The sequence below is a fragment of the uncultured Anaerobiospirillum sp. genome (genome assembly GCF_902485895.1).
Classification (GTDB): domain Bacteria; phylum Pseudomonadota; class Gammaproteobacteria; order Enterobacterales; family Succinivibrionaceae; genus Anaerobiospirillum; species Anaerobiospirillum succiniciproducens.
The window spans coordinates 73,885-97,673 of the sequence record NZ_CABTML010000007.1 but is presented as its reverse complement, the minus strand read 5'-3'; the positions used below and the strand labels follow the sequence as shown (position 1 = coordinate 97,673).

At 43.4% G+C, this 23,789-nt stretch carries 16 protein-coding genes; 10 read left to right on the top strand and 6 right to left on the bottom strand.

Going from position 1 to position 23,789, the window contains the following annotated elements; translation table 11 throughout:
- Positions 1-659 precede the first annotated feature (659 nt).
- On the top strand, positions 660-2,234 hold the full coding sequence (locus RDO37_RS00700; RefSeq protein ID WP_308497766.1) for a PAS domain-containing methyl-accepting chemotaxis protein: 1,575 nt from the start codon (positions 660-662) through the stop codon (positions 2,232-2,234).
- Between the two features lie 465 nt (positions 2,235-2,699).
- Here RDO37_RS00700 and flgM read toward each other — a convergent pair whose 3' ends face one another.
- Positions 2,700-3,029 carry a flagellar biosynthesis anti-sigma factor FlgM gene (flgM, locus tag RDO37_RS00695; RefSeq protein WP_273326874.1) on the bottom strand — a complete coding sequence of 110 codons (330 nt, stop codon included), beginning with the start codon at positions 3,027-3,029 and terminating at the stop codon, positions 2,700-2,702.
- A gap of 1,131 nt (positions 3,030-4,160) precedes the next feature.
- On the bottom strand, positions 4,161-4,919 hold the full coding sequence (gene flgA / locus RDO37_RS00690) for a flagellar basal body P-ring formation chaperone FlgA (RefSeq protein ID WP_308497765.1): 759 nt from the start codon (positions 4,917-4,919) through the stop codon (positions 4,161-4,163).
- Between the two features lie 1,070 nt (positions 4,920-5,989).
- On the opposite strand from flgA, the gene RDO37_RS00685 reads away from it, so the two are divergent.
- The 4 genes from RDO37_RS00685 (at position 5,990) to flgC (ending at position 11,701) form a co-directional block, all read left to right on the top strand.
- Positions 5,990-6,958, top strand: a complete 969-nt coding sequence (locus RDO37_RS00685; RefSeq protein WP_308497764.1) for a chemotaxis protein — start codon at positions 5,990-5,992, stop codon at positions 6,956-6,958.
- Positions 6,959-8,407: 1,449 nt separating this feature from the next.
- The gene (locus tag RDO37_RS00680) at positions 8,408-9,718 is read left to right on the top strand and encodes a protein-glutamate O-methyltransferase CheR (protein WP_245580442.1); all 1,311 of its coding nucleotides are present in this window, start codon (positions 8,408-8,410) and stop codon (positions 9,716-9,718) included.
- Positions 9,719-10,640: 922 nt separating this feature from the next.
- Entirely contained in the window at positions 10,641-11,069 is a 429-nt protein-coding gene (gene flgB, locus RDO37_RS00675) for a flagellar basal body rod protein FlgB (protein WP_027939458.1), read from the top strand.
- A 173-nt stretch (positions 11,070-11,242) separates the two neighbouring features.
- Entirely contained in the window at positions 11,243-11,701 is a 459-nt protein-coding gene (flgC, locus tag RDO37_RS00670) for a flagellar basal body rod protein FlgC (RefSeq protein WP_027939457.1), read from the top strand.
- A 159-nt stretch (positions 11,702-11,860) separates the two neighbouring features.
- Here flgC and RDO37_RS00665 read toward each other — a convergent pair whose 3' ends face one another.
- Positions 11,861-12,055 (bottom strand): hypothetical protein, encoded by a 195-nt coding sequence (locus tag RDO37_RS00665; protein WP_308497763.1) that lies wholly within the window; start codon positions 12,053-12,055, stop codon positions 11,861-11,863.
- 264 nt (positions 12,056-12,319) lie between these two features.
- Positions 12,320-12,901 (bottom strand): flavin reductase, encoded by a 582-nt coding sequence (locus RDO37_RS00660; RefSeq protein WP_308497762.1) that lies wholly within the window; start codon positions 12,899-12,901, stop codon positions 12,320-12,322.
- Between the two features lie 432 nt (positions 12,902-13,333).
- Here RDO37_RS00660 and RDO37_RS00655 point away from each other — a divergent pair, with 432 nt between their 5' ends.
- From RDO37_RS00655 to RDO37_RS00635, 5 genes are all read left to right on the top strand, one after another.
- Positions 13,334-14,473, top strand: a complete 1,140-nt coding sequence (locus tag RDO37_RS00655) for a flagellar hook capping FlgD N-terminal domain-containing protein (protein ID WP_308497761.1) — start codon at positions 13,334-13,336, stop codon at positions 14,471-14,473.
- Positions 14,474-15,814: 1,341 nt separating this feature from the next.
- Positions 15,815-16,561, top strand: coding sequence for a flagellar basal body rod protein FlgF (locus tag RDO37_RS00650; RefSeq protein ID WP_027939453.1), 747 nt, complete (start codon positions 15,815-15,817; stop codon positions 16,559-16,561).
- 15 nt (positions 16,562-16,576) lie between these two features.
- Positions 16,577-17,362, top strand: a complete 786-nt coding sequence (gene flgG / locus RDO37_RS00645; protein WP_027939452.1) for a flagellar basal-body rod protein FlgG — start codon at positions 16,577-16,579, stop codon at positions 17,360-17,362.
- Between the two features lie 229 nt (positions 17,363-17,591).
- The gene (flgH, locus tag RDO37_RS00640; protein WP_308497760.1) at positions 17,592-18,284 is read left to right on the top strand and encodes a flagellar basal body L-ring protein FlgH; all 693 of its coding nucleotides are present in this window, start codon (positions 17,592-17,594) and stop codon (positions 18,282-18,284) included.
- A gap of 130 nt (positions 18,285-18,414) precedes the next feature.
- Complete coding sequence (locus RDO37_RS00635) at positions 18,415-19,518, top strand: flagellar basal body P-ring protein FlgI (protein ID WP_308497759.1); 1,104 nt, start codon at positions 18,415-18,417, stop codon at positions 19,516-19,518.
- A 543-nt stretch (positions 19,519-20,061) separates the two neighbouring features.
- Here RDO37_RS00635 and RDO37_RS00630 read toward each other — a convergent pair.
- The gene (locus RDO37_RS00630) at positions 20,062-20,424 is read right to left on the bottom strand and encodes a MarR family winged helix-turn-helix transcriptional regulator (protein ID WP_027939449.1); all 363 of its coding nucleotides are present in this window, start codon (positions 20,422-20,424) and stop codon (positions 20,062-20,064) included.
- A 619-nt stretch (positions 20,425-21,043) separates the two neighbouring features.
- The gene (locus tag RDO37_RS00625) at positions 21,044-23,557 is read right to left on the bottom strand and encodes an FAD-dependent oxidoreductase (protein ID WP_308497758.1); all 2,514 of its coding nucleotides are present in this window, start codon (positions 23,555-23,557) and stop codon (positions 21,044-21,046) included.
- Between the last annotated feature and the right edge of the window lie 232 nt (positions 23,558-23,789).

Sequence of the window (23,789 nt, the reverse complement as noted above, 5' to 3'; positions counted from 1 at the left end):
CTAAGAAAGCTGTCATCTTGAGTAGAAAGTGTGTTGTTTTCTAGCGCCTGCTATGTGGATCACAACGGCATTGTGAATCTTAGTAAGGTCTTGTGAGAAGCAAGAGGCTTTGCATATAGCTTTGCTAAGAAATAGTGAATGTTTTGGACGTAGATTTTGATATTTATGGACTTGCTTAATTTTTTATTAACTCACAAACAAAGTGTCATGTTACCTGCTAAAGACGAGTGTTTGGCAGTATAGAGGTGGTTATGACATACAAATATTCTGTATCTAGATCACATCTTGAAAATAATTATGTATGAAAATGTTTTGCCAGCAATATCACTAAGTCTAAGCTAAGTTTACGCAATTAAACTCACACCATTCGATGGCATAGATACATAATGCAGTATCTTATGAGTGGAGCGTTGTAAAAAATCTCTGCATCTAAGTGTGTGAATTGGAATTTGATGCTCAATTTTTAGTTAATTGTGCTCAATTAGAATCGCCATCTTGAATCTGATTAGAGGATAAGATGGTCGACTCTCGACACAATAGATCTGATCTCATTGTCAGTTGAGGGATTGACCTTATTGATGCGAAGTGCCCGTCTATATATGCACTCTTGTGTTAAGACTTGATATCCCATACTTTTTGCGCTGCTGTGAGTTCGATAAATGAAAAATAATGGCCCTGTAACAGATTTTGAGCACAAGTTTCCTAGCGACCCCAACGCTAAGATTATTTCGGTGACGGATAGAGAGGGTATTATCACTGAGGTTAATGATACTTTTGTACAAATGAGTGGATTCTCTCGCGAGGAACTCATTGGTCAACCTCAAAACATTGTGCGTCATCCTGACATGCCTGCTCTGATCTTCGCAGATTTGTGGAAGACCATCAAATCTGGTCGTCCATTCATGGGCATCATCAAGAACCGCTGCAAAGACGGTAGCTATTACTGGGTTAACGCTATGATCATGCCGATTATTCAAAATGGCGAGATCGTTGGCTATGAATCAGTGAGAACTGCAGCTACTGAAACTCAAATTGCTCGTGCAAAGCATTACTACAAGATGATTAATGAAGGTAAGGTTCCAACTAGCTTACGCTTTGAAATCCCATCTTGGTGTTTCTATGTCTTCTTTGCACTAGCCTATATCTTAACTATCGTGATGCACGATCAGTATGTGACTACCGCAAGCTTTGTGGTCTTATTTGGCCTGCTCATCTACGGCTCTTATCGTCGCCGTTCTATCTTAGATTTCATCACGCGTGTTTTCCCAGCTGAGCCTAATGTCATTAATACATTGATCTATACCAATCGTGCCGGTAAAGAATCAGAGCGCGTTTACAACGTCATGTATAGGCTTAAAGAGATTGATACGATCTTAACTCGAGTACGAAGCTCGGCTATGCATATCAATCAGGTAGCTCAAGATCGATTAGAAGATCAGTCCAATAGCTTAAGCGAGGCACAAAGACGTAGTCGTTTTACCACTGATCTTATGAATGAGATGAAAGACATTGGTCAGAACATCTCCCACATGGTTTTTGATATTAGCTCTTTAGCTAGAGAGACTGCTAACAATACCACTGCCGCCCGTGATCTTGTGGGTTCAGGCAAAGAGGTAGCCTTTGCCACTAAGGATGCTATTAATGACCTACAAGAAGTATCCGATCAAATTCGTACCTTAATTAACACTCTGGCAGCCCACGTTGATGATATTGAAAAAGCCTCAGCCTTAATTAAGGGTATTGCAAGTCAAACCAATCTCTTAGCTTTAAATGCATCCATTGAGGCAGCTCGTGCTGGTGAGGCAGGTCGTGGCTTTGCTGTGGTTGCTGATGAGGTGCGATCCCTCTCCTTACGCACTGAGAGCACCACCGTTCAAATCCATGATCTTATTAATGAGTTTAAGGTCATTGCCGGCAAGACTGTCGCTATGGTGGAGTCAGGGCACGAGCATGTTAACAATGGTGTTGAGCAGGTAGCTCTTACCAATCAAAAGCTCGATGAGATCTTAGATGCGATTAGTAATATTCAACGATTAGCTAGTGAAGTAGCTACACGAACCCAAGATCAGTCCTCAACTGCACAAGAGGTGAATATTAAAGTTCAGCATATCTTGTCTATTACGGAGGACAACCTCAATAGCTCAGAAGAAAGCTTTGATGGCTCGCATATGATCAGTAGTTACACTAGCGATTTAACCTCTATGGTTGATCGCTTCTCCAATCGTCACAACTAAGCTTCAATAGCCACAAAGTGGCAAATAAGCACGTCATGCGCTAAGACATACAAGAGCACCCCATGCATTCGTTTAAGGCACAAGCTCATAGTCTTGGCGCATACCATAAGTACGTTTAGCCTGGTCTTGGCTAGACGTACTTTTATCTTTGTATACGCAGAGCCGAACTGCAAGGCTTGCTTATGATCTTATCTTTTATATGTTGCGGTAAAGATGCCAAGGCGTCGAGTGCAGAGATGCTAAGTAAATGCATCAGACATTGCGGGTAAGTGCGCAGTAATGGCATTTAAATGCATCAGAGATTGCGGGTAAATGCGCAGTGATGGCGGGTAAATGCATCAGAGATAGAGGGTAAATGCGCAGTGATTGCGGGTAAATTTTAGGCACAAAAAAACCGTCTGCTATAACGCAGCCGGTTTTTTCGCTGATAGCGCAGGGGCTACCACATTGACCTGTAGGACGAGTCTAGCCCTCGTACATCTCAAGAGAAGTTTCGATAATGCTATCTGCCATACGATCGTAATCGAACTCTAAGGTGCCGTCGAGAAATTGCTGGCGTAAGAGTGCTACCTTCTCAGCATCAACACCGCTAGAGGACATAGCTACTTCAGTAGCCTTAGCATAGAGCTTTGCCTCAGGAGTAAGAGATACGTCAGTATCTGCTACCTTAGGTGCTTCAGCCTTAGTTACAGCTGCGCTTTCGCTAGCTGCCTTAGCGGCCTTGATTTTTTGGGCATAGGCCAGGTTCTCGGGCATGGCCTTAACTGCGCGATCACGCAAAAAGTCGATTGCCATGGTTGTATCCCTCACGAATCAAACGTTACAAGCATTACAAAAGCCGCAATCTATGGCTACAAGTGACTGTTTCACTAAAGTAAATGCTTAATAGAAATTGATTGAGAGTCAGCTAATTTATGAACTCTTATTATTCAGCAGTTATAAGCTAAGGATTAATCTCTTGCTTAGTTACGACCTTCAAGCTTTAAAACAAACTTCAAGGCGCTGCTGCGCTGATTTATTCTCTCTCTCTTTGCTTTCTTATACGGTCTGAAAATATATTTGTTGAGGAACAATGGCTAAAAAACTAGATCCTTGATCACAAAAATGGTGCAAATCTTATTTCTTACCCCCATCATAAAACTCCCCTCTAACTATGCATTTTCCAATGCATAGTGTATGTAAAGCCCATATATAAGCGTTTGCACAAAGCCATCCTATTCCAAAAATCGCCCCTTCTAACTCCTGAGAGTACCTAAGTTAATCCTCCATGGTTTTGTTAAATAGTAATGAAAAATGTGTTTTAAACACTGTGAAACATTTATCTAACTCTAGTTACAACATTCATTGCCTACAAATGTGATTGTTATATAGATACAACACTGAAATGTAAGTATCCATACATCCCCCGTATAAATCGTGTTTATGCTAATTTACACATGTATTCATACAGGTGGATAATTAAGCTTAAAAGCGATTGTATAGATACAACATTTTGCGCTTAAAAACGCTTACAAAAATGGCTATTACGTATGGTTAAAATTAATAAAAATAAGACATAAAAGCAATCACAATTCACGCAGAGTACGGACTCATCTAGTTTGAGCACGTGTATAAATTCTTGGTAATTAAACCATCATCAATTAAGGTTTGAGTTGTAACTATATGCTTAAGGTTATAAGGCCATAGCAGATTGTGCCTCAACCAAATGCATCTATTTGAAGCCTTAGATAATAGATATCCACAGTGAATTAATGGCTTTTTGGCAAAAGATAGAAAGTGCGCACAATAAAAGGGGGGCAACGCTACAGGACTAGCTGTTAAAGGGTAGGTCGGGGATGTTGGATTGAGCCTGACAGAGCGCCAGGCTCGAAAAGGGTAGGAGTGTTTGAAAATAGTATGAGTGTTTCAAAAGGGTAGCAGTGTTTTTTAGAACACTACTTCAACTTCAGCAGGTGCAGAAACTACAGCTGAAATGATCTTTTGGGTCTTAAGATTCTTAACACGAACTGACTGATTGACGGTGCCATCATCTAATGCGATGCCACTGGTCTTTAAAGAAAGACCGCCGCTTCTAGCAATGATATTAATCTTGTCGTTCTTGCAGACTACGCAAAATGAGTTGGAGCGAATCTGATCGCCTTGTTTAACATCACGCTTGAGGCGGGAGCCTACGAGCATGTCAGCATCTGACACTGCAGTAGTGAGATTAGTATCTTCATTTAGATAAACTGTTTCTAAATCTGAAGGAGCGATAACTTGGCCACGACTTAGGTTACGAGAGGCAACTAAAGCAGGGCTTAAAATAGATACCTTTACCGGGATGTAGAGGGTGTACTGATTGCCAGGCTTAGAGCAGGTGATCTTAACTTGTGAGGTGCTCTTGATCTCAGAGCCTCTTAACTCTGCAGTTAAATAGTCGGTGCAGCGGCCACCATAGTTACGTCTATCATCAAGCTTGCCTGCAGTTACAGAAATCTTTTTGTTGCCCATGTCCTGATGTTCAAACTGAGCCAAGATATATTGTTCAGCTACAGTACGTAAGAACTCTGCCTCTTGTGGAGTAGCCATGGCATTAGGAGTTGTGGCTGAGAAAGCTACTGCGCCCATAACAACAGCACCTACAGATCTCTTAGCTGAGTGTGCGGCGGCTCTGAGTTTTGTTGCAAAGCCTGTATTCTTAATCATGTTAACAACGAACTCCTAATACTAATGCCCATTTAGGTAGGGCCAATATAGCTAGTCTTAAGATAGACGGGCCAAAAAGGCTAGGGTGCAAAATACGCCTAAGATAAAGCGCAATGCTCTAAAGCGTATGGTGCTGTACTGCTTTAGATTGGTAATTACGCAAGTTAACTACAGCGCGTCACTAAGTATGCATACAAACGTTAAGACATGCAAACCATGAAACAAAGTACTAAGTGCGCTGCCACGATTTGGGTCAGTAGCGCAGCACCAAGCAAGATTTAGGTTGGAATTTAGCTCCAAGATTTATGTTGGTAATGCAATGCTACGATTTTGGGCCGTAATGCAGCGTATGCCGCTCTATTGCTGTTAGCATTATCGCGCTTTTAACTTATCTGAAGCTTAGGAAATTGCTCAAAGGCGGCTAAAAGCTCTTGTAGAGCAATTAACAGTATAAAGTCAGGTTAATTATTTAGATTTTGCTCTTTAGTCCACGAGAAGAGGTTAGCTGCTAAGAGGTTAGCTTCTAATAAGTGGGCAAAGTTGCGACTTTAGATGGTTATTGCCCCATAAAAACGCGTAACTGTCATACATTTTGTGCAGAAAAACTAGGATTTCTTATCATTTTGTATCTAGATTGTAAGTTTGAAACTTTTAGCTAACACTTTATGTAGATTGCCTTGTTTATCGTATCTTGAAAAGATGTGACCTAGGCAACGTTGCATGATTTCTGTTATACCAAAAGTGTAATCTAAGGCCAGTTTTGTGCGCTAAAGCATCAGTTGTGTTTGTCAAATAATAGTGCTTTTGCAATAATACTTACTCTACTAAGTAAGATGAGCGTGTTGTGTTCATATTGCTTTACTTGTTTCTGATAAGCTCCTTACCTAAGGCTAAAGCTGAAATCTGCCGCATCGGCTTTTGACATGCTATCAGTAGGTGCTTCTAAGCGGATGCCCGCTTGGGAGCTGTAAGCCCATGGTCGCATCTAACGGGCATGCGCTTACAGCTTCTTTCGGGCTTGGTTGTTTTGCTGATGACCTAAGTCAGTCATTGCAAATATAGGGGAATGTATGGCAGGCGTAATGGATAAAGTCAATCAGCTCACTGAGCTGGTTGGTCAAAACCGTATGGAGCTTTTGCTCTTTAAGTTGTCAGGTCTTTCACAGCGTTACGGTATTAACGTGTTCAAGGTACGTGAAGTTCTACCTTGTCCAAAGCTGACTGTAATGCCACGTCTTCACCAGTTCGTTATTGGTGTAGCTCACATCCGTGGTAGTACTTTAAGTGTTATCGATCTGGCTTATGCTATTGGTGGTCGTCCGACCAAGAACTACGAAAAGTCCTACATCATTATTGCTGAGTACAATCGTTCTACCCACGCCTTCCTCGTTTCAAGTGTTGAACGCATCATCAACATGAACTGGAATAAGATCATGCCTCCTCCAAAGGGTGCCGGTCATTCCAACTACATGACTGCTGTTACCGAAATCGATAACGAGCTCATCGAGATTTTAGACGTAGAAAAGATCTTAGACGAAATTGCTCCTATTAGTGGAGCTTTAGAGTCCGACGCTATTAAGAAGCTGTCAGTACCTGAAGGTACCCGCGTATTGGTTGCTGATGACTCTAAGATCGCTTTAAAGCAGATCAAGCGTGCATTAGTTGAAATCGGTGTTGATGTTATCGAGTGCCACGACGGTAAGGAAGCTCTTGATACTCTGCACGAGATGGTTAGAAACGGCCACAACATTAAAGAGACCCTTACTCTGGTCATTTCAGACGTTGAAATGCCTGAGATGGATGGTTACACCTTGTGTGCCAACATCCGTAACGATCCAAACCTCCGTGATCTTTACGTGATCCTCCACACCTCCTTATCAGGTGTCTTCAATGAGTCAATGGTATCTAAGGCAGGTGCTAACGACTTCATTCCTAAGTTCAACCCAGAAGAGCTTGCAGGTGCTGTAGAAAGAGGCCTGGATTTAACTGGCAGTGGTGTATCCGGTGCTGACTGCGGAATGCGTCGTAAGAATACTTAATTGTATCTAGCGATCGCTAGAAATTGAAAAAAAGCCCTGTGATGCTCAACATCGCAGGGCTTTTTTTGTGCTTAAAGATCACGTCCGCTATAGCGATAGTTTGAAGTCGCTTTTTCTAAGTGATCCTTCATAGAGGTTAATTTTGTGTAGAAATTTAAGCTGTGATTAAGTTGAACGTTACCTTGCTAAGCGCACATCTGTAAAATTTGGAAAAAATTTTTATCTTTGCTTTATCTAGTGTTGGTTGAAGTGATTAACGGTGCAATTGGTAGTTTTTTGCAAAACTTTGCAAGAATGCCTGTTGTTATGTGTATTGTCATATGGCAAAATTTGTAAAAATAGCTATTTTGCCAAGCTACTTGACGGTCGTCGTATAAGTTAAAAGGCTTGCAAAGTAGGTATATATCTTACTTATGCATAAAGTCTTTTCTAGATACAGAAAAATATTTCCAAAACAGGTATACTATAGCGCGTATTAGGGTATGTCTTTAGACAGATAAGTGAACTAGTCTAGCCATTGACAATACATAAGCTCACAAGCGTGTGCTATGTCAAATTAATTTGCTTTGATTAGTGACTTGATATGGAAAAAAGTATCCTTTTGGGCTATATTCAATCATTGCAAAGCACACTTTCATTTAGATATTGCGAGCATTTATTAAGATGCAAGTGCTTACTTTTAGTAAGCTTCACTGAAAGTTAGTGTGTAGAATGGTTGTAATCTCACATGTCAATGCCTATTGTTAACCAATTCTACTGTGCTTTAGCACTGATAGAACGGCTATAAAGTTTGTGTTGTTAAGTTAGATTTAACAAATAGGCGTAATTCTCCACCTATAACTCGAAGAGTTTAGGTGGAGATGTAAGCCTAGTATCTTTCTAACGTTAATATCATTAGAAAAGTATTCAAAATGCTTCTGTAAAGAAGCTATTTGATAGCGGCTGCGTGTTTCAGCCGATATGGGTAACTTGTTAACCGTATGAGATTTGGCGCAACGACGCCATGAAGCTCACGCAATAATCGTAAGATTTGGCCGGAGCAATTCACATCTAACTAAGTCTAAGTTTTGTCAGTGTCTATATAGGCTAAACTTGAACTTTGCATTTGCTAGCAAGCATATAACTAAAGTTCGCCACCTTGAGTGCATGAACTAACGCAGCTAGCTTAACTAAAGTTCATCTTCGAAGCTTAAATGTAGTTTGACAGTCAACAGATGTCAGTTGGTTATTGATTCTGTACTGCTTAAGTATCTTTGATACTTGCCCTTATAGGTGTGATTGAAGATTCTTTGTGCTTTAGCAATGCATAAGGACTATGAGAACGACAATCAAAGGGATTAAGCGTATTTAGTTAATGAGATGTACTGATCTTCTCAACTTAATGTGTATAAGTAGTCAGAATAATGAAAAGACAAAGTTAAGCACATTGTCTTTTCTATCGAGGTAAGTATGTCTGATAATACGCGTAATCGTTTCAGTAGCGATCGTCCTAGTTCTTTTTCAAGAACCGACGGGTCTTTATACTCCAGTAGCAGATCACCATCATCAACAAGTGATCTTCAGGATAGCTCCATAGGAGCCGCTCGCTCTATTTCATCATCAGCAACAGCTGCTTCAAACAACAGCAACGCTTCAAGTTTTAGAACCACGAGTTACATGCAAAACAATAATTCTCCTTTTTCACGTTCCCGCACTTCGGGTTCATCTGCATTCAGCAGTAGTTCTACCTCTCGTCACAGCGGCAACGCTATTGCTTCCGTTCTGAAGAAAACTGCTGATGTGCCAAACCGTGCTCAGTTCACTCCTAGCACCTATCCAGGCGCAGGTCGTCTGGCTATCGCATCACAGCGTGCAGGTTACGACTCTGTTGCAGCTCGTAACCCTGGTTTCGTTCCTACTACTACTGATCGCCTCAATGTTAAGTCACGTAGTGTTTCTGATGAGCAGTACAAGCGTTTTGCTCAGTATGTTGAAGAGCAAAGCGGTATCGTATTAGGCGATAACAAGCATTACTTAGTAAACAGCCGTTTATCATCACTGCTGCTCCGTTTTAAGGTGCCAACCATTGATGAGCTCATTAACCGTGCAATGCAGCCAAACATCTACAAAGAGATCAGTGGTGCTGTAATTGACGCAATGACCACCAATGAGACCTTATGGTTCCGTGATACCTATCCATATGTAGCATTAAAGAACATGATTCTTCCTGAGCTGGCAAAGGCTAACAAGAATCCAGTTCGTATTTGGTCTGCAGCATGTTCATCAGGTCAGGAGCCTTACTCTATCGCTATGGTCGTACGTGAGCAGGCTACCTCTGTTGTACGTGTAAATCCTGATTCATGTCAGATTATCGGCACCGACATCTCCCCTGAGATGCTCGAGCGCTCCCGTTTTGCCCACTATGACAACCATGCTCTTGCTCGTGGCTTAAGTGCTGAGCGTAAGGCTAAGTTCTTCAAGCCAACTGAAGATCCAAACGTAATGCGCGTGGATGACGTTGTTAAGAACATGGTTACCTTCAAGCAGATGAACCTCTTAGGTTCATACAGCTTATTAGGCAAGTTCGATGTTATCTTCTGCCGTAACGTGCTCATTTACTTCTCTAATGAAGTTAAGGCACAGATCTTAGAGAAGTTCTCAGCTTGCTTAAACCCAGGTGGTTACCTCATCTTAGGTTCTTCAGAGTCTATTCAGGGTCTGTCAGATAAGTACGAAATGGTACGCTGCAACCCAGGTATCGCTTACCGCCTGAAGTCATAATTACATTTTAAGAACACAAACTTACCTCACGTTCAGATGTATGTCTGAACACCCACAGCTCGCCAGGTCACCTCCTTGCGGGCTGTTATTATTTTTACCCCACCACTTTTGCTCACGCAAAACCAAAGCCCCAGATCAGTCTCAGCAGCACCCTGAGCAACCGCCTCAGCCTTATCATCAGCCCCAGCAACATTAAGAACACCAGCCATAACCTCAGCTGCAACCTTAGACTTAGCCTTTCCACACGAGCACGGCCTAGCATTCGCAAAGCTCTCAAGCTGTTTAGGTTTATCTCAAAATCTTTCTCGATTGTTTATAGATTCTATATGGTCTTTCTTTTGGCTACACACTAAGCCTCTTGGCACCTCACCTTTTAAGATCGCAAGATCAGTTGTAACAACACAAGAAGGTACGTCATAAGATCGCCAAAAGCCAGGATCACAAGTTTCTACTATGCGAGCATAAAGCCAAGATCTAGCAAGTAAAAGCGTGATCTTAAGATCTCACGATCTTATTTTTGACGATCGTAAGATCTCACGATCTTGAGATCTCATAATCATGCGATCTGACGATCTGTCGACAGTCTTGTGCGCTGCATAATTACCACTTAAATGAGATCTTTATGCTTAAGATCGCGAGATTTTTAAAGATCTTAAAGCATGAGTGAGATTTGTTGATGAGTAGCAGTTAACTGGAGGGCGTCTAAAAAGTGGAGTAGATGTTACTTTTCTGTTTAAGTGAGTGGTTTTTTAAAATTAGTAGTGGCGTCATTTTGCAAGTGTTAAAAAGTCGTCAAAAGTCTTAAAAATTGCTTGATAAATGGCTTATATATCGGCTTTATATGACATGGCACGCCTTTTGATACTTAGGGGTCATATGCTTGTACGCGTTCAGAAAGTTTGACGCGTCGTTGGAGGTTTAAATGGCTCTTAGTTTCGATCAAGTATTCGGTGTTCATCAGCACACCATGCGCGTACGTAACAACCGCGCAGAAGTACTTGCAGGTAACCTTGCAAATGCTGATACTCCAGGCTTCAAAGCTCGTGATCTCGACTTTGCTGAAGCTCTGACTCAACAGTCAAAGTATCTTCAGACTGTCAACAACAATGCACCTATGACCAAGACTACTGCTGGTCATATGGATCTTTCTGATCTGGATGCCTTAAAGGATCCAAAGCTGACCTTAAAGTACCGTAATCCATTCCAGCCAGATACTGGTAACGGTAATACCGTAGAAGTCAGCACCGAGCGTATGAACTACGTTAGCAACAATATTGAATACCAGGCCACTATGCAGTTCTTAAACGGCCGTATTTCAAAGCTGCGTTCTGCTCTCAAGGGCGGTCAGTAATCGACCCCAATTAGCTAAGTACTTTTTATTTAGTGCTTAAAACAGGCTTTAAACTCTAAGTAGAGTTGAGCTTAAACAGAATTTTGGCCCGCTAGTGCTATGCGATGTCACAAAAGTGACAAGGTAAGACTACAGTACAGCAACTAGGCCACGACAGATTTTTAGAGTGCATCATGAGTGTTTTCAGAATTTTAGATATCGCTGGTACTTCAATGAACGCCCAATCAGTTCGTCTGAATGCTACTGCTTCTAACTTAGCCAACGCCGAGTCCGTTAGTTCTTCAGTTGAGACTACTTACAAGGCTCGTCGCCCACTGTTCTCTGCAGCTTGGGAAGAGGCTATTGCACGTAACAACCAGCAAGGTGAGCCAGTAGACCCAGTTTCAGGTGAGCCATACGGTATTGGTGTTTCCTTAAAGGGCATCATTGAGTCTGACGCTCCAACCATTAAAGAATACAACCCAAGCCATCCTTTAGCTGATGCTGACGGTTACATTTACCGTCCTAACATCAACCCAGTTGAAGAAATGGCCGATATGATGAGTGCTCAGCGTTCTTATCAGACCGCTGTTCAGGTAGCTGACTCTGCTAAGAGCATGCTCCTGCAGACCTTACGTTTAGGTCAGAGCTAAAACCAGTTTTTGATAGCAATTGCTGTCAATTCCTCCAAGCATATACAAATTCAAAGCCCAGCCTTGTGCTGGGCTTTTTATTAGCGCAAGACAAAAAAAATGGGTCTCATAAAGACCCAAATGAAAGTGTTGATTGACTAAGCTTAAGAGCAGCTTTAGTTATTCAACTAAGCCTGCCTTAATCTTGGTGTTTTCATGTTCGTCCTCATAGGTATTGATGATTTCAAGCATCTCATCAACATCCTCATCGTCGCGATCGTAGCTTACTAATTCACACCACTTATCTAAAACATCCTCAACATAGTCGCACATCAAGAGCTTAACGCCCATTTCATCTAGAGCTTCAACTGACAAATAGCCAATTTGCCTATCATAGATCACGGCTGAGTAATAAAATAATCACTGTAAATAGCGGATGTACAGCTATTAATTTTCAGGATGGGCTTGCAATAACGTGGCGAAAATAGGCGTAGGTTATTTAGGCAATGCATGGCGCTACAGTGTAGCGCCACGTTGTGATCTTTTGCGATCGGAGAGATTTAAATCCTCGAGCTCATGTCAATAACAGCTTGGATTCAATCCAGAGCTGCTTGTGCTTCATGATTGAAGATATTGAGATCATTCGTCACCATATTGAGGGAGCACAAGCTCCTTGCCGATGGTGTAGAAATGGCCACCTGCTACATAGTGCAGGGTGCGCAGCTCATCTGGAGCGCTATCAAAGTGCCAGTGGTTATCGCGATAGACACGTGAGTCTGTAACTACACGTAAGCACTTACCAAAGAACATGTCGTACTCATCTTCCATATGAGGCTCTTTAATAACCTCATACTCTAAGTAAGCTGAGCAGCCTTTGATCAGTGGCAGAGAAAAGCCTTCTTGCTCGATGAACTGAGCACCAGAAAGCTCAAGCTTTTTACTCTCATCATTTTTTGAGACAGTACCGAGCTTCATGACTGTTTCAACAATGCCTGCACCAGGGTAGCAAAGTAAGAAGCGGCCTGACTTTTCGATGAGCTTACGCGTGTAGTGATCTTTTGCCACTACAACGTAGCCCTTATCAAAGTCACTCACGCCAGCCCAGGCTGCAGCCATGTAGTTAACATCGCCATCAAGCGCAGCACCAACTAAGGTAGTAGCGCCTAAACCTAAAATACGATATGACTTGGCAACGTCCTGTTCTTGTAAAAGCTCTGACATATAGACTCCTTAATACCTAGTTTTGATGATGATTCTAGGCAAATCGTTTTTGTTTGATTATAGCCTCGTAATTTAAGATCTGTGCCTAAATAGCCGCATGAATAGGCTTGTTTGAAAAATATACTTGTTTGAAAAATGTCTAGAGATCAGATTGTGGCTACATGTATGGCCGTGTTTTTGACAGATCGTATTAGCATGAGCAAACACATATAAAGCTGAGACACAGAGGCTGAGTTTAAGGAAAATTGATGAGGCTTAAGGCTATTTGCGAGGCTTATCTATCATGATTGTTTGCAAGGTTAGGTGTTAGGGCATGATTTGGCACAAAAAGTGTATATAACTGAGTAATCGTATTGGCTAAAGCTATGTCAGATCATCTGTTGCAAATCGATCTATTACTTAGCTTGGGCACAACAATGCTTTGCTATGTTCATGAGGCATAGCTTACGCGCAGAATTTATTAGCGAGGAAATCATGCCAGGCTTTAATCCATTAAGTAGTGGCCAAAACGGCGGATCCGCATGGGATCCATACAATCTTGCTAGAAACACCTTAAACAATGCAGGTGCTAAAGCAGATACTGGCTTTAACCCAATGGGCCGCACTTCTAGTACTAACGGTGGTGCCACTGCACCAGCTCCTGACCAGAGCCAGGGCGGCAATGGTAACTTTGATTACGGTTCTGCTGGTCTTAAGCCACAAGAGGACATCAAAGACGCTGCTAGTAAGGTAAAGGATCAAGTCCTTACCCAGAAAGACTTCTTATTACTTCTGACTACCCAGCTTCAGGCTCAGGATCCTACCAAGCCTGCCGATAACAACCAGCTGGTTTCTCAGATGTCACAGTTATCCATGGTTGAGAGCTTAAACTCCATTAACAGCAACATGGATAATGTGCTTTCATCTGTAGGTGCTTCATCTGCAATGAACGCAACTAACCTTATCGGTACTTACGTTTACACCGATAAGAACCAGGGCTACTTCGGTGGTTCCCCATCATCCCCTGCCTTATGGTCAATTGACGCAGGCGATGAGACTTACTCCGATGTTAAGCTCACTATTAAAGATTCTGTTACTGGTCAGGTTGTATACACTGATACTGCTGAGTCCATCACCGGCGAAATCAAGTATGCATGGCCAGGCATTTTATCTCCGGATGGTCCTGTTAAGCCTGAGAGTAAGCCAGAGGGTAAGCCTGATGGTGGTACTACCGAAGGCGGCACTACTGGTGGCACCGGTGGCGATAAGGATCCAGCTACCAAGCTTGCTGCAAACGGTTCAGGTACAGATGCTGATGGCAAGCCAACTGATCCAAATGCAAAGCCAGAAACTAAGCCAGATGGCGAGACCAAGCCAGAAGGTGAAGAGAACAAGTACACCTACTGCAACCCAGGTCGCTATGTAATCGAAGTAACTGGTACCGCAAGCAACGGCCAGTCAGTTAACTTAAAGACCAAGGGCTTAGGCTTCGTATCCTCAGTTACCCTTGGCAAGACCTTAAAGGACACCATGCTCAACCTGTCAGGTTTAGGCGAAATGTCCTTCGAAAAGGCAAACCGCGTTACCCTGTAGTCTTATCTTATTTGATAGACAAGGCTATTGTTTGCAACGCAGTAGCCCTTGCACAGGGCTTCACGCCACTATCCTCGCACAAGGCCAGCTCATGCTGGCCTTTGTTTTTTTGAGCGCAACCAAAACACCCATTAACTGCAACTACTGCTCACCTAACTAAGCTAAGCTAAGCTCACGCTGAAGCTAACGTTAACGTTAACGCTGAAGCCTTCGCTTACATCCCACCTTTCCAAGCCTAGCATCAGGCTCTCTAAAGCGCTCGAAGTACACTTCTAACCATTAATGTCCTGAACATAAGATCATTGACCAGCTCTTCGACAAAGTAACACTATCAAGCCCTAAGCAAGATCGTGTCATGGGTAATGAATAAGAACACGGCGTTTATAGCGTCATGCCTGTCTAATGAGCTCATTGACTCACGATCTGAAAATAAAGCCGTATAGCTCTGTCTTCATAAGATCTCACTAGGTATAGACGAAGTAGTGATCTTAAGATTGCTAGCAGCTATCGGTATCGGCGATCTTGAGCTCTCTTTTAGCCGACTTATTGGCGATCTTAAGATCTTATGTAGAGTTTAGTAGTAGTCATTCCTAAGATCTTATTTTGAATTGGTGGTGACCTGTGATCTTGAGATCTTATGTAGAGTTTAGTAGTCATTCATAAGATCTTATTTGAACTGGTGGCAGGCAGTGAACTTGAGATCTTAGAGAGAGTAGGGTTGTGACGGTTTTTAAGATCGCCAGGGGTGAATGGCTGTGATCTTTTGAGTGGATGTGATCGCTTTCTTGACACTCATAAACCTAAGCGTGGTCTAGTGTCGAGGGCCAAAATGTTGGCACTAGTGGTTTGCAGATCAAAGATCTTAACTAAGCTTTGGTCGCTATTAGAGATCTTTTCTACCTGGCCGTATGGAGATGCGCTGTAAACACGAAATTTATGCGATCTTCTCTGGTGATAAAGCGCTAATGGTTAAGTGAACTTAGATGTGAATATTGATCTTGGGAGTTGCGCTGTAGCTGTAGCAGTGTGCTTGTGAGTTTGGGATCGTCATCTTACTAGTGGTCAAGATCTTAACAATGATCGAGTGATCATCGTTAAGGATGATCTTTTTGAAGAAGTTTGATATTCGAGATGGATGCGATATTTATCATGTTTTAGCGGGGGCTGTGGGGCGGTGGTGAGGATATTTTAAAAAAGTTATGAAAAGTATGAGTTTTGGGGGTGTTTTAGATTCAAAAAAATGACTTTTTATGCCTTATAAACGGCTTATATATGCGGTTTAACAAGTATGGCACATCAGTTGCACAATTAGGTGTGATCTAATGTTTTTCGGAGGTCCAAATGGATAATTTGTTATGGGTCGCAATGGCCGGAGCCAAGGAAAATTTCCATTCCTTGTCCGTACGTTCAAATAACCTTGCTAACGCTAACACTACTGGCTTCAAGGCAGAGTTTGAAAATACCCGTGCAATGAGCGTCTTTGGTGATGCTTATCCTACTCGTGCCTTTGCTATGACCGAGTTGCCTGGTTACAACTTTGACGGTGGTGCCATGCAGACTACTGGTCGTACATTGGATATCGCACTGCAAGGTGATGGTTTTATTGCAGTTCGCGATAAGACTGGTGGTGAGGCATACACACGCTACGGTAACTTATCTTTAGGTTCCGACGGTGTGCTGCGTACCTCTAACGGTCTTGACGTTCTTGATGAGGACGGCAATCAGATCGTACTCCCAGCTCCATTAGATCAGATCGATATTAACTCTGATGGCTATATCACTGGCAAGCCAATGGGCGCAGATGCCAACGTGGTAGAAACCTATCAGCGTATCAAGCTTGTAAACCCTGACGTTCGTAGCATTGAAAAGGGCTATGACGGTCTGTTCCGTGGTCGCAATGGCGCACCTTTAGATCAGGACGACACAGTAGCAATTCGCAGCGGTATGCTTGAAGCTTCCAACGTTAATCCTGTCGAAGAATTGACTAGTCTTATCCGTATTCAGCGTCAATACGATACTCAGGTAAAGATGATGCAGTCTGCCGGTGAGATGGACGACGCGCAGAACCGTTTATTAAGCTATGATTAAAGAGGCTATGTAATCATGATCCCAGCTTTATGGATTTGTAAGACTGGTTTAGATTCACAGCAGACCAATATCTCTGTGACTTCTAATAACCTTGCTAACGCATCAACTGTCGGCTTTAAAAAGTCACGTGCAATTTTCGAAGATCTGCTCTACCAAAAGGTAAATCAGCCAGGTGGTCGTTCCACTGCTGACGCTTTCTTACCTGAAGGCTTAATGGTAGGTGCAGGTTCCCGCGTAGTTGCAACTCAGAAGAACTTCGCTCAGGGTGACGTAGAGTCAACTGATAACGTTCTTGACATTATGATCAACGGCTCTGGCTTCTTCGAGATCGAAATGCCAGACGGCACCACAGCCTATACCCGTAATGGTCAGTTCACCAAGAACGAAGAAGGCACCATTGTAACTGCCGAGGGTTATACCCTTTTACCTCAGATCACCATTCCTGAGGACGCTACCGGTATTAGTATTTCTATCGATGGTCAGGTTTCTGTTCAGACTGCAGGTCAGACTCAGTCTCAGGACATCGGCCAGATTACCGTAACCAACTTCATCAATCCGAGCGGTCTTGAGCCAATCGGTAACAACCTCTACTTAGAGACCTCCGCATCTGGTAACCCAATTCAGGGTGTAGCAGGCGAAAACGGTATTGGTACCATTCGTCAGGGCCAGCTCGAGACTTCTAACGTAAAGGTTACCGAAGAACTCGTTAACCTGATTCAGGCTCAGCGTGTTTACGAAATGAACTCCAAGGTTCTGACCACCGTAGACACTATGATGGGTTCTTTAATCCAGTCAGTTTAAAGCTTAGTAAGCGCTTAAAGCTAAGCTTTATATGGCTTAGCTTAACTTGCAAACTAAAGCATAGCCTCCAAAACTTAGGCTCAGTGTTAATAAATCTGGGCCTAGTTAGAGGCGCTTTTTAGTTTGTATGCTAAGAAACCAAGCTAAAGATTTGCTGCCACTAAACAGCAACGCTGTAGTGGGGATCTTTGGATTTGGCAAAACTGATAGTTTACCGATGGTGAAAGCTATGACGAATATTAAGGTATGCGCTATTGCTGCGCTCATGCCATTCATCCTGACAGGCTGTGCACTCGATGCTATGGGGCCTCAGCCAGATGATCCTGACTTTGCTCCTGCTCTCCCTGAAGAGGACTACACCACTGCTGTGCCTACAGGAAGTCTGTTCAATCCATATTCGTCGAATAATGGCTTATACACAGATACCCGTGCGCATAAAGTTGGTGACTTAATCTCTGTAGTATTAGAAGAGCGTACTAGCGCCTCTAAGAATGCAGGTACCTCTTTAGGCAAAGAGAATAACGTAAACATCGGCGCAGTTACTGTGGGCGGTCGTCCAATTACTGCAGGTGGTTACGATACTTCTTTAGGTCTCTCTAACTCATCCGATTTCAACGGTACTTCAGATGCTAACCAGTCAAATAGCTTGAAGGGTAACATCTCTGTAAGTGTCGTAAAGGTTTTAGCTAACGGCAACCTCGTAGTACGCGGTGAAAAGTGGCTGATGCTTAACAATGGTAACGAGTACATCCGTGTAACCGGAATTATTCGTGCTGAAGACGTAAGCTCAGACAACACTGTTTCATCACAGCGTATTGCTAACGCTCGTATTCAGTACGGTGGCACTGGTGACTTTGCTAACACCCAAGAGCGTGGTTGGTTAAGCCGCTTCTTTAACAGTGCATTCAACGTCTTCTTCTAGTTTTGTTTTGTAGCTACTTTATGATGATGCAAGAGCGCATCATCTAGAGGATGTTGTGAAGCGCTGACAAAACTCATTTGCACAGATGAATCAATTTGCATGACAGCTTTTGTGGCTGCAAGGATTCAATATGCGTCTTTTTAAGATTTTAGTCGCCCTTACTTGTGTAGTTGGCCTGGCTATGACTGCAGCTCAGTCTGCACGTTTAAAGGATCTGGCCTCTGTACAAGGCGTAAGAAGCAACCAGCTGGTAGGTTACGGTCTGGTAGCTGGTCTTACTGGAACTGGTGAGAGTAACTCAAAGTTCACTGAGCAGTCTTTCCGTTCCATGCTCAACAATTTCGGCATTAAGATTCCTGATAACACCAGTATCAAGATCTCTGACGTAGCTCCAGTAGTAGTTCACGCTGAAATGCCTCCATTTTCAAAGCCTGGTCAGACTATTGATGTAACAGTATCTGCCATTGGTGAAGCCGACTCTTTACGTGGTGGCTCACTCTTGCAGACCATGCTACGTGGTATTGACGGCAACGTTTACGCTATCGCTCAGGGCTCCTTAGTTGTAGGTGGTCTTGGTGTTGAAGGCGCTGACGGTTCTCGTGTAACTGTAAACACCCCAACTGTTGGTCGTATCGTAAATGGCGCTACCGTAGAGCGTGAAATCCCTAACGATTTCAACCTCACCGATTCCATTACCTTTAACCTTGACCGTGCTGATTTCACCACTGCTAAGAATGTAGCTGATACTATCAATTCTATTTATGGTACCGGCTCAGCTTTAGCTCAGGACGCTGTATCCATCCGCGTAAGCGCTCCACGTGATCCAGCTAAGCGTGTTGAGTTCCTCTCAGCTTTAGAGAATCTCGACATCACTGAAGGTAAGGAAGAGGCCCGTATCGTAGTTAACTCTCGTACTGGCACCATCGTAGTTGGCGCATCAGTTAGACTGCGTCCAGTTGCAGTTACCCACGGTGGCTTAACTGTTACTGTAAACGAAGATCCACAAGTTTCTCAGCCTGCACCTTTCTCAAGAGGCCGTACCGCTGTTGTTCCTAACTCAGGTATCGCTGTTGAAGAAAAGCAGGGCCGTATGTTCAAGTTTGACACCGGCACCACTCTTGATGACCTCGTAAGAGCTATCAATGAAGTTGGTCTGGCTCCAGGTGATCTCATGTCAGTCTTAGAGGCACTTGATCAAGCAGGTGCTATCGAAGGTCGTCTCGTGATCATCTAATCGATTACCATCACTTAATCCTGCAACAGCCCATAGCCTCATATTTGGCTGTTGGCAGCAGTATTCCAAACGCGAGCATTAGCTCGCGTTTTTTTTAGTCTAAAGCATGTAAACACACGCTCACTAGAGCTCCTGCCAGACAAACTAAGCTAAGCTTTCTAAGCTGCAATCCCATCTCATTAGCCCATTAAGCGCGAGCAAAACGTCATTCAAAAGTATGTGCAGCCTAACATTATTAAAACAATCCGATGCTTATTTACAGCTGTATTAGTTAACCAATCCAATGCCTCAGTATAAGAAAAGGTGATAGCAGTAGCCTGATTGGGGCTAATACGCTAAGAGGTCCAAGAGCATAGATGAGTGCTTGGAGCTTAGATTGGGTCTTTTAGCGTAGATGGGGCCTTTAAGCGTAATGCGTACTTGGCAAAATGCGCTTGCAGTGGAGATGTTTGGGGGTGGGAAAATATAGCTTGGGAAAAATATCTGGGGACAATATATCTTGGGAAGATGTATCAGGCCGTGAGGCCTGATAGCAAAGGTAATTTAGTGGCTGTCGAAGAGAGGCTGAAGCATTTCTGGGATTTCAACGCCTTGGTTACGAATCTTTTCTAAGATGGCCTTAGCCTCATCAGTTAAAGAAAAGTACATCTTACGTTTATCTTCATCACACAGGCTACGGACTAGTAAGCCCTTTTCCTCTGCTGAGCGGATTACTTTAGAAGTGTGAGAGGCGGTAAGGCCGGTGCGCTCAGAGATAGTGCTTGCAGCAATATACTCTTTACCAATAGAACACATAACCATAGCCTCATTGAGACTTACGCCGTAAGCTTGAGTTAAGCGCTCTTCAAAAACTGATAGAGCCCTAAACAGGTCTCGCATGAGACAAATGCACTTGATCTTTTCCATCGATTCGAGGCTCCAGTTACATTGTGGCGAAACTATTTGATAGTTCGACATATGCTAAACCATTACGCGTGCACTTGAAAGCTAAAAGATGCAACAAGCAATAAAGCTTAGAAAATTAAGCGCTATTTTAAGAGCAAATAATTTGGGGCTTATGTTTGTTGTATATGTTCCTAGATAAGGCCAAATCGCTCTTTTCTAGGCAATAGTTGCTGATAGGTGCGCAGTTAGCACAGAAACTAAGGTTATAAATTCACCTCATGTACCAATCATGAAAGAGCACAGGCTAAGGTGCTTCCCCCATGAGTAAGCAGGTGTCAAATAGCAAGTGTCAAAAATCTACTGTATACCATACAAATAGGAACAGGCGGTAGCAACTAGCTCCCGCCTGCAGATTGCGCTTGCTTTGTTGAAAACTTTTACTCTTTAATAGATCTTGAAACTGCAGCTAACTTGTCAGTGTTAGGTGAACTTTTGCCTAAAGATGCGTCACTTAGCTGCAATTGCAAGATGTCTTTGTAAAGAGGGATTAAATCTTTTTAAATAAGCGGTAGAGGTTATTTTCTCTACCGCTTTAAGGTATGCAGTTTTAAGCGACTTTTAGCTGCATACACTTTAGTTGCTAGATGAAGAGGTTTACGTTAGCGTGGTCAGCGCGTTCCATGTAAGTAGCAACGCCGCCTAAGGTAACGTTATCGAGTAACTCTTCCTTCTTAACGCCCATAACATCCATGGACATCTCGCAGGCGATGAACTCAACGCCATTGTCGATAGCCTGTTGACGTAAGGACTCGAGTGACTCAATACCCTTCTTGTTCATGAGGTAACGCATCATCTTAGTTCCAGCGCCCATCATGTGCATCTTAGAGAGCTTGAGGCCGTGAGTGCTTGATGGCAGCATCATGCCGAACATCTTGCCAAAGAAGTCCTTCTCAACGGCTGGCTTATCAATCTTCTTGATAGCGTTTAAGCCCCAGAATGTGAAGAAGATGGTTACCTTCTTACCAGTTGCTGCTGCGCCGTTAGCAAGAACAAAGGTAGCTAATGCCTTATCCAGATCATCTGAGAACATGATGAAGGTCTTGCCATCATTCTTTGGAGCTAAAGCAGTTGCTGCACAGGCACTCATGGAGCCTTGAGCCTCGGCAAGTGCAGTGGTGCCACCCTTACGGATGAATACCTGCCATGCGCCGTCCTTGTTCTCTGCCTTGATGAAGGTGTTACCAGTGGACTTACACCATGACTCAGCATCACGAGTAAAGGAAACCTCAGCAGCGGTGATCTGAACTACTTGGCCGTCTTGTAACTCCTCAATACCCTTTTTGAGCTTAAGGATAGGGCCTGGACACTGCAGACCACGGGCATCAATAACCTTCTCTACATTGCTTAAATCAACCTCACCTGATGCTACCTGAGATGAGGCGGTGGAGCAGCCGGAGCTGCAGTTAGATGCTTTAGTTACGGATGAGCTACTACTGGGCATAGGAACTTTCGCATTTGCAATACTGTAAGTACGTAAACCACCACTGAGGTTTACAACGTTGTTAAAGCCATGACCCTTGAGGATACAACAGGCAACATAGCCACGCAGGCCAACACCGCAGTAAATAACCACCTTCTTATCACGAGGGATCTCACTGAGGCGATCACGCAGGCTATCAAGAGGAATATTTACATCACCTGGAATGTGACCCACAGAGTGCTCTTCTTGGGTACGTACGTCGATAAGAGCGATAGAGTCTCGATCGATGTCTCTAAGTTCACGCCAACCGATGGCTTCACAACGACCCTCAATCAGGTTGGAAGCAACGTAGCCAGCAATAGCTACAGGATCTTTAGCTGATGAGAATGGTGGAGCATAAGCATGTTCTAACTCCATCAGGTCATAGATGGTGCCCTTGTGCTTGATGACCATAGCAAACTCATCAATGCGCTTGTCTACGCCCTCAGGACCAACAACCTGTGCACCATAAAGCTGACCAGTCTTCTTATCAAAGGTGATCTTGATGTCGAGCATGCCGCCACTTGGGTAGTAAGAGGCATGAGCTGCGCTGTGGGTATATGAACCGATGTGGTCAATGCCCATTAAATCAAGACGCTTTGATGGCAGACCGGTAGAGGCTACAGTAAGGCCAAAGACCTTGGCTACTGCAGTACCAATTGAACCTTCATAAACTACTTTATCGCCGAAGATAATGTTATCGGCAACTATGCGGGCCTGACGATTAGCAGGGCCGGCTAAGAAATTGAGCCATGGCTTGCCGGTAATTGGGTGTGGGTACTCAATAGCATCACCAACTGCATAAACATCATTTGCAGAGGTCTTTAAGTACTTATCTACCTTAATGCCACGCATCTCGCCTAATTCGATGCCAGCATCAACAGCCAGCTTGGTCTCAGCGCGAACACCAATAGAGAGAATAACGAGCTGAGCTTGAGTCTTGATGCCTGACTTGAAGTTAACTTGTAAACCAGCATCAACCTTTTCAAAGGACTCAACAGCCTGCTCTAAGTAGAGCTTAACGCCGTTATTTACGAGCTCTTGGTGAACGATGGCAGCCATGGAGTAGTCGATAGGGCCCATAACTTGGTTGGCCATTTCAACTACAGAAACCTCTACACCTGAGTGAACTAAGTTTTCAGCCATCTCAAGGCCGATGAAGCCACCACCAACGATAACAGCCTGCTGTACATCGTGAGTCTGCATGTATGACTTGATAGCATCAGTATCGTGTACGTTACGCAGGGTGAAGATACCCTCGTTGTCGATGCCTGGAAGTGGTGGACGAACTGGAGCGGCACCAGGGGAGAGTAAGAGCTTGTCATAGCTCTCGGTGTATTCTTTGCCGTCACGCGTGCGGATGGTTAAGCTCTTGGCGTCCTTGTCAATTGCTGTAACTTCCTGCTGTACACGAACGTCAACATTAAAGCGCTTACCAAAGCTTGCTGGGGTCTGAACAAAAAGGTCGTCACGATCGGAAATCACGCCGCCTAAATAGTATGGAAGACCACAGTTGGCGTAAGAGATGTAATCACCTCGCTCAATTAAGACGATTTCTGCATCTTCACAATTACGACGCATACGGGCTGCAGCTGTTGCACCGCCTGCTACACCACCGATAATTACAACCTTCATGTTTAGTTCCTTATTGCAAAAGTTTCTAATGGAAATTAAGTTTGCTAAAAAAATTGGCTCTATGGCCAACTAGTAATCAAAGTCGAACTCGTCTAATAGAAGAATTATGACTTGCTGATGATTATTTCCAATGGAAATTTTTAACACAACAAATTATTGATATTAAGAATAATTGTGACTCGGGATAAAGTCAAACATTAAAACAGTGAAAGATCGATAAATAATATCCATC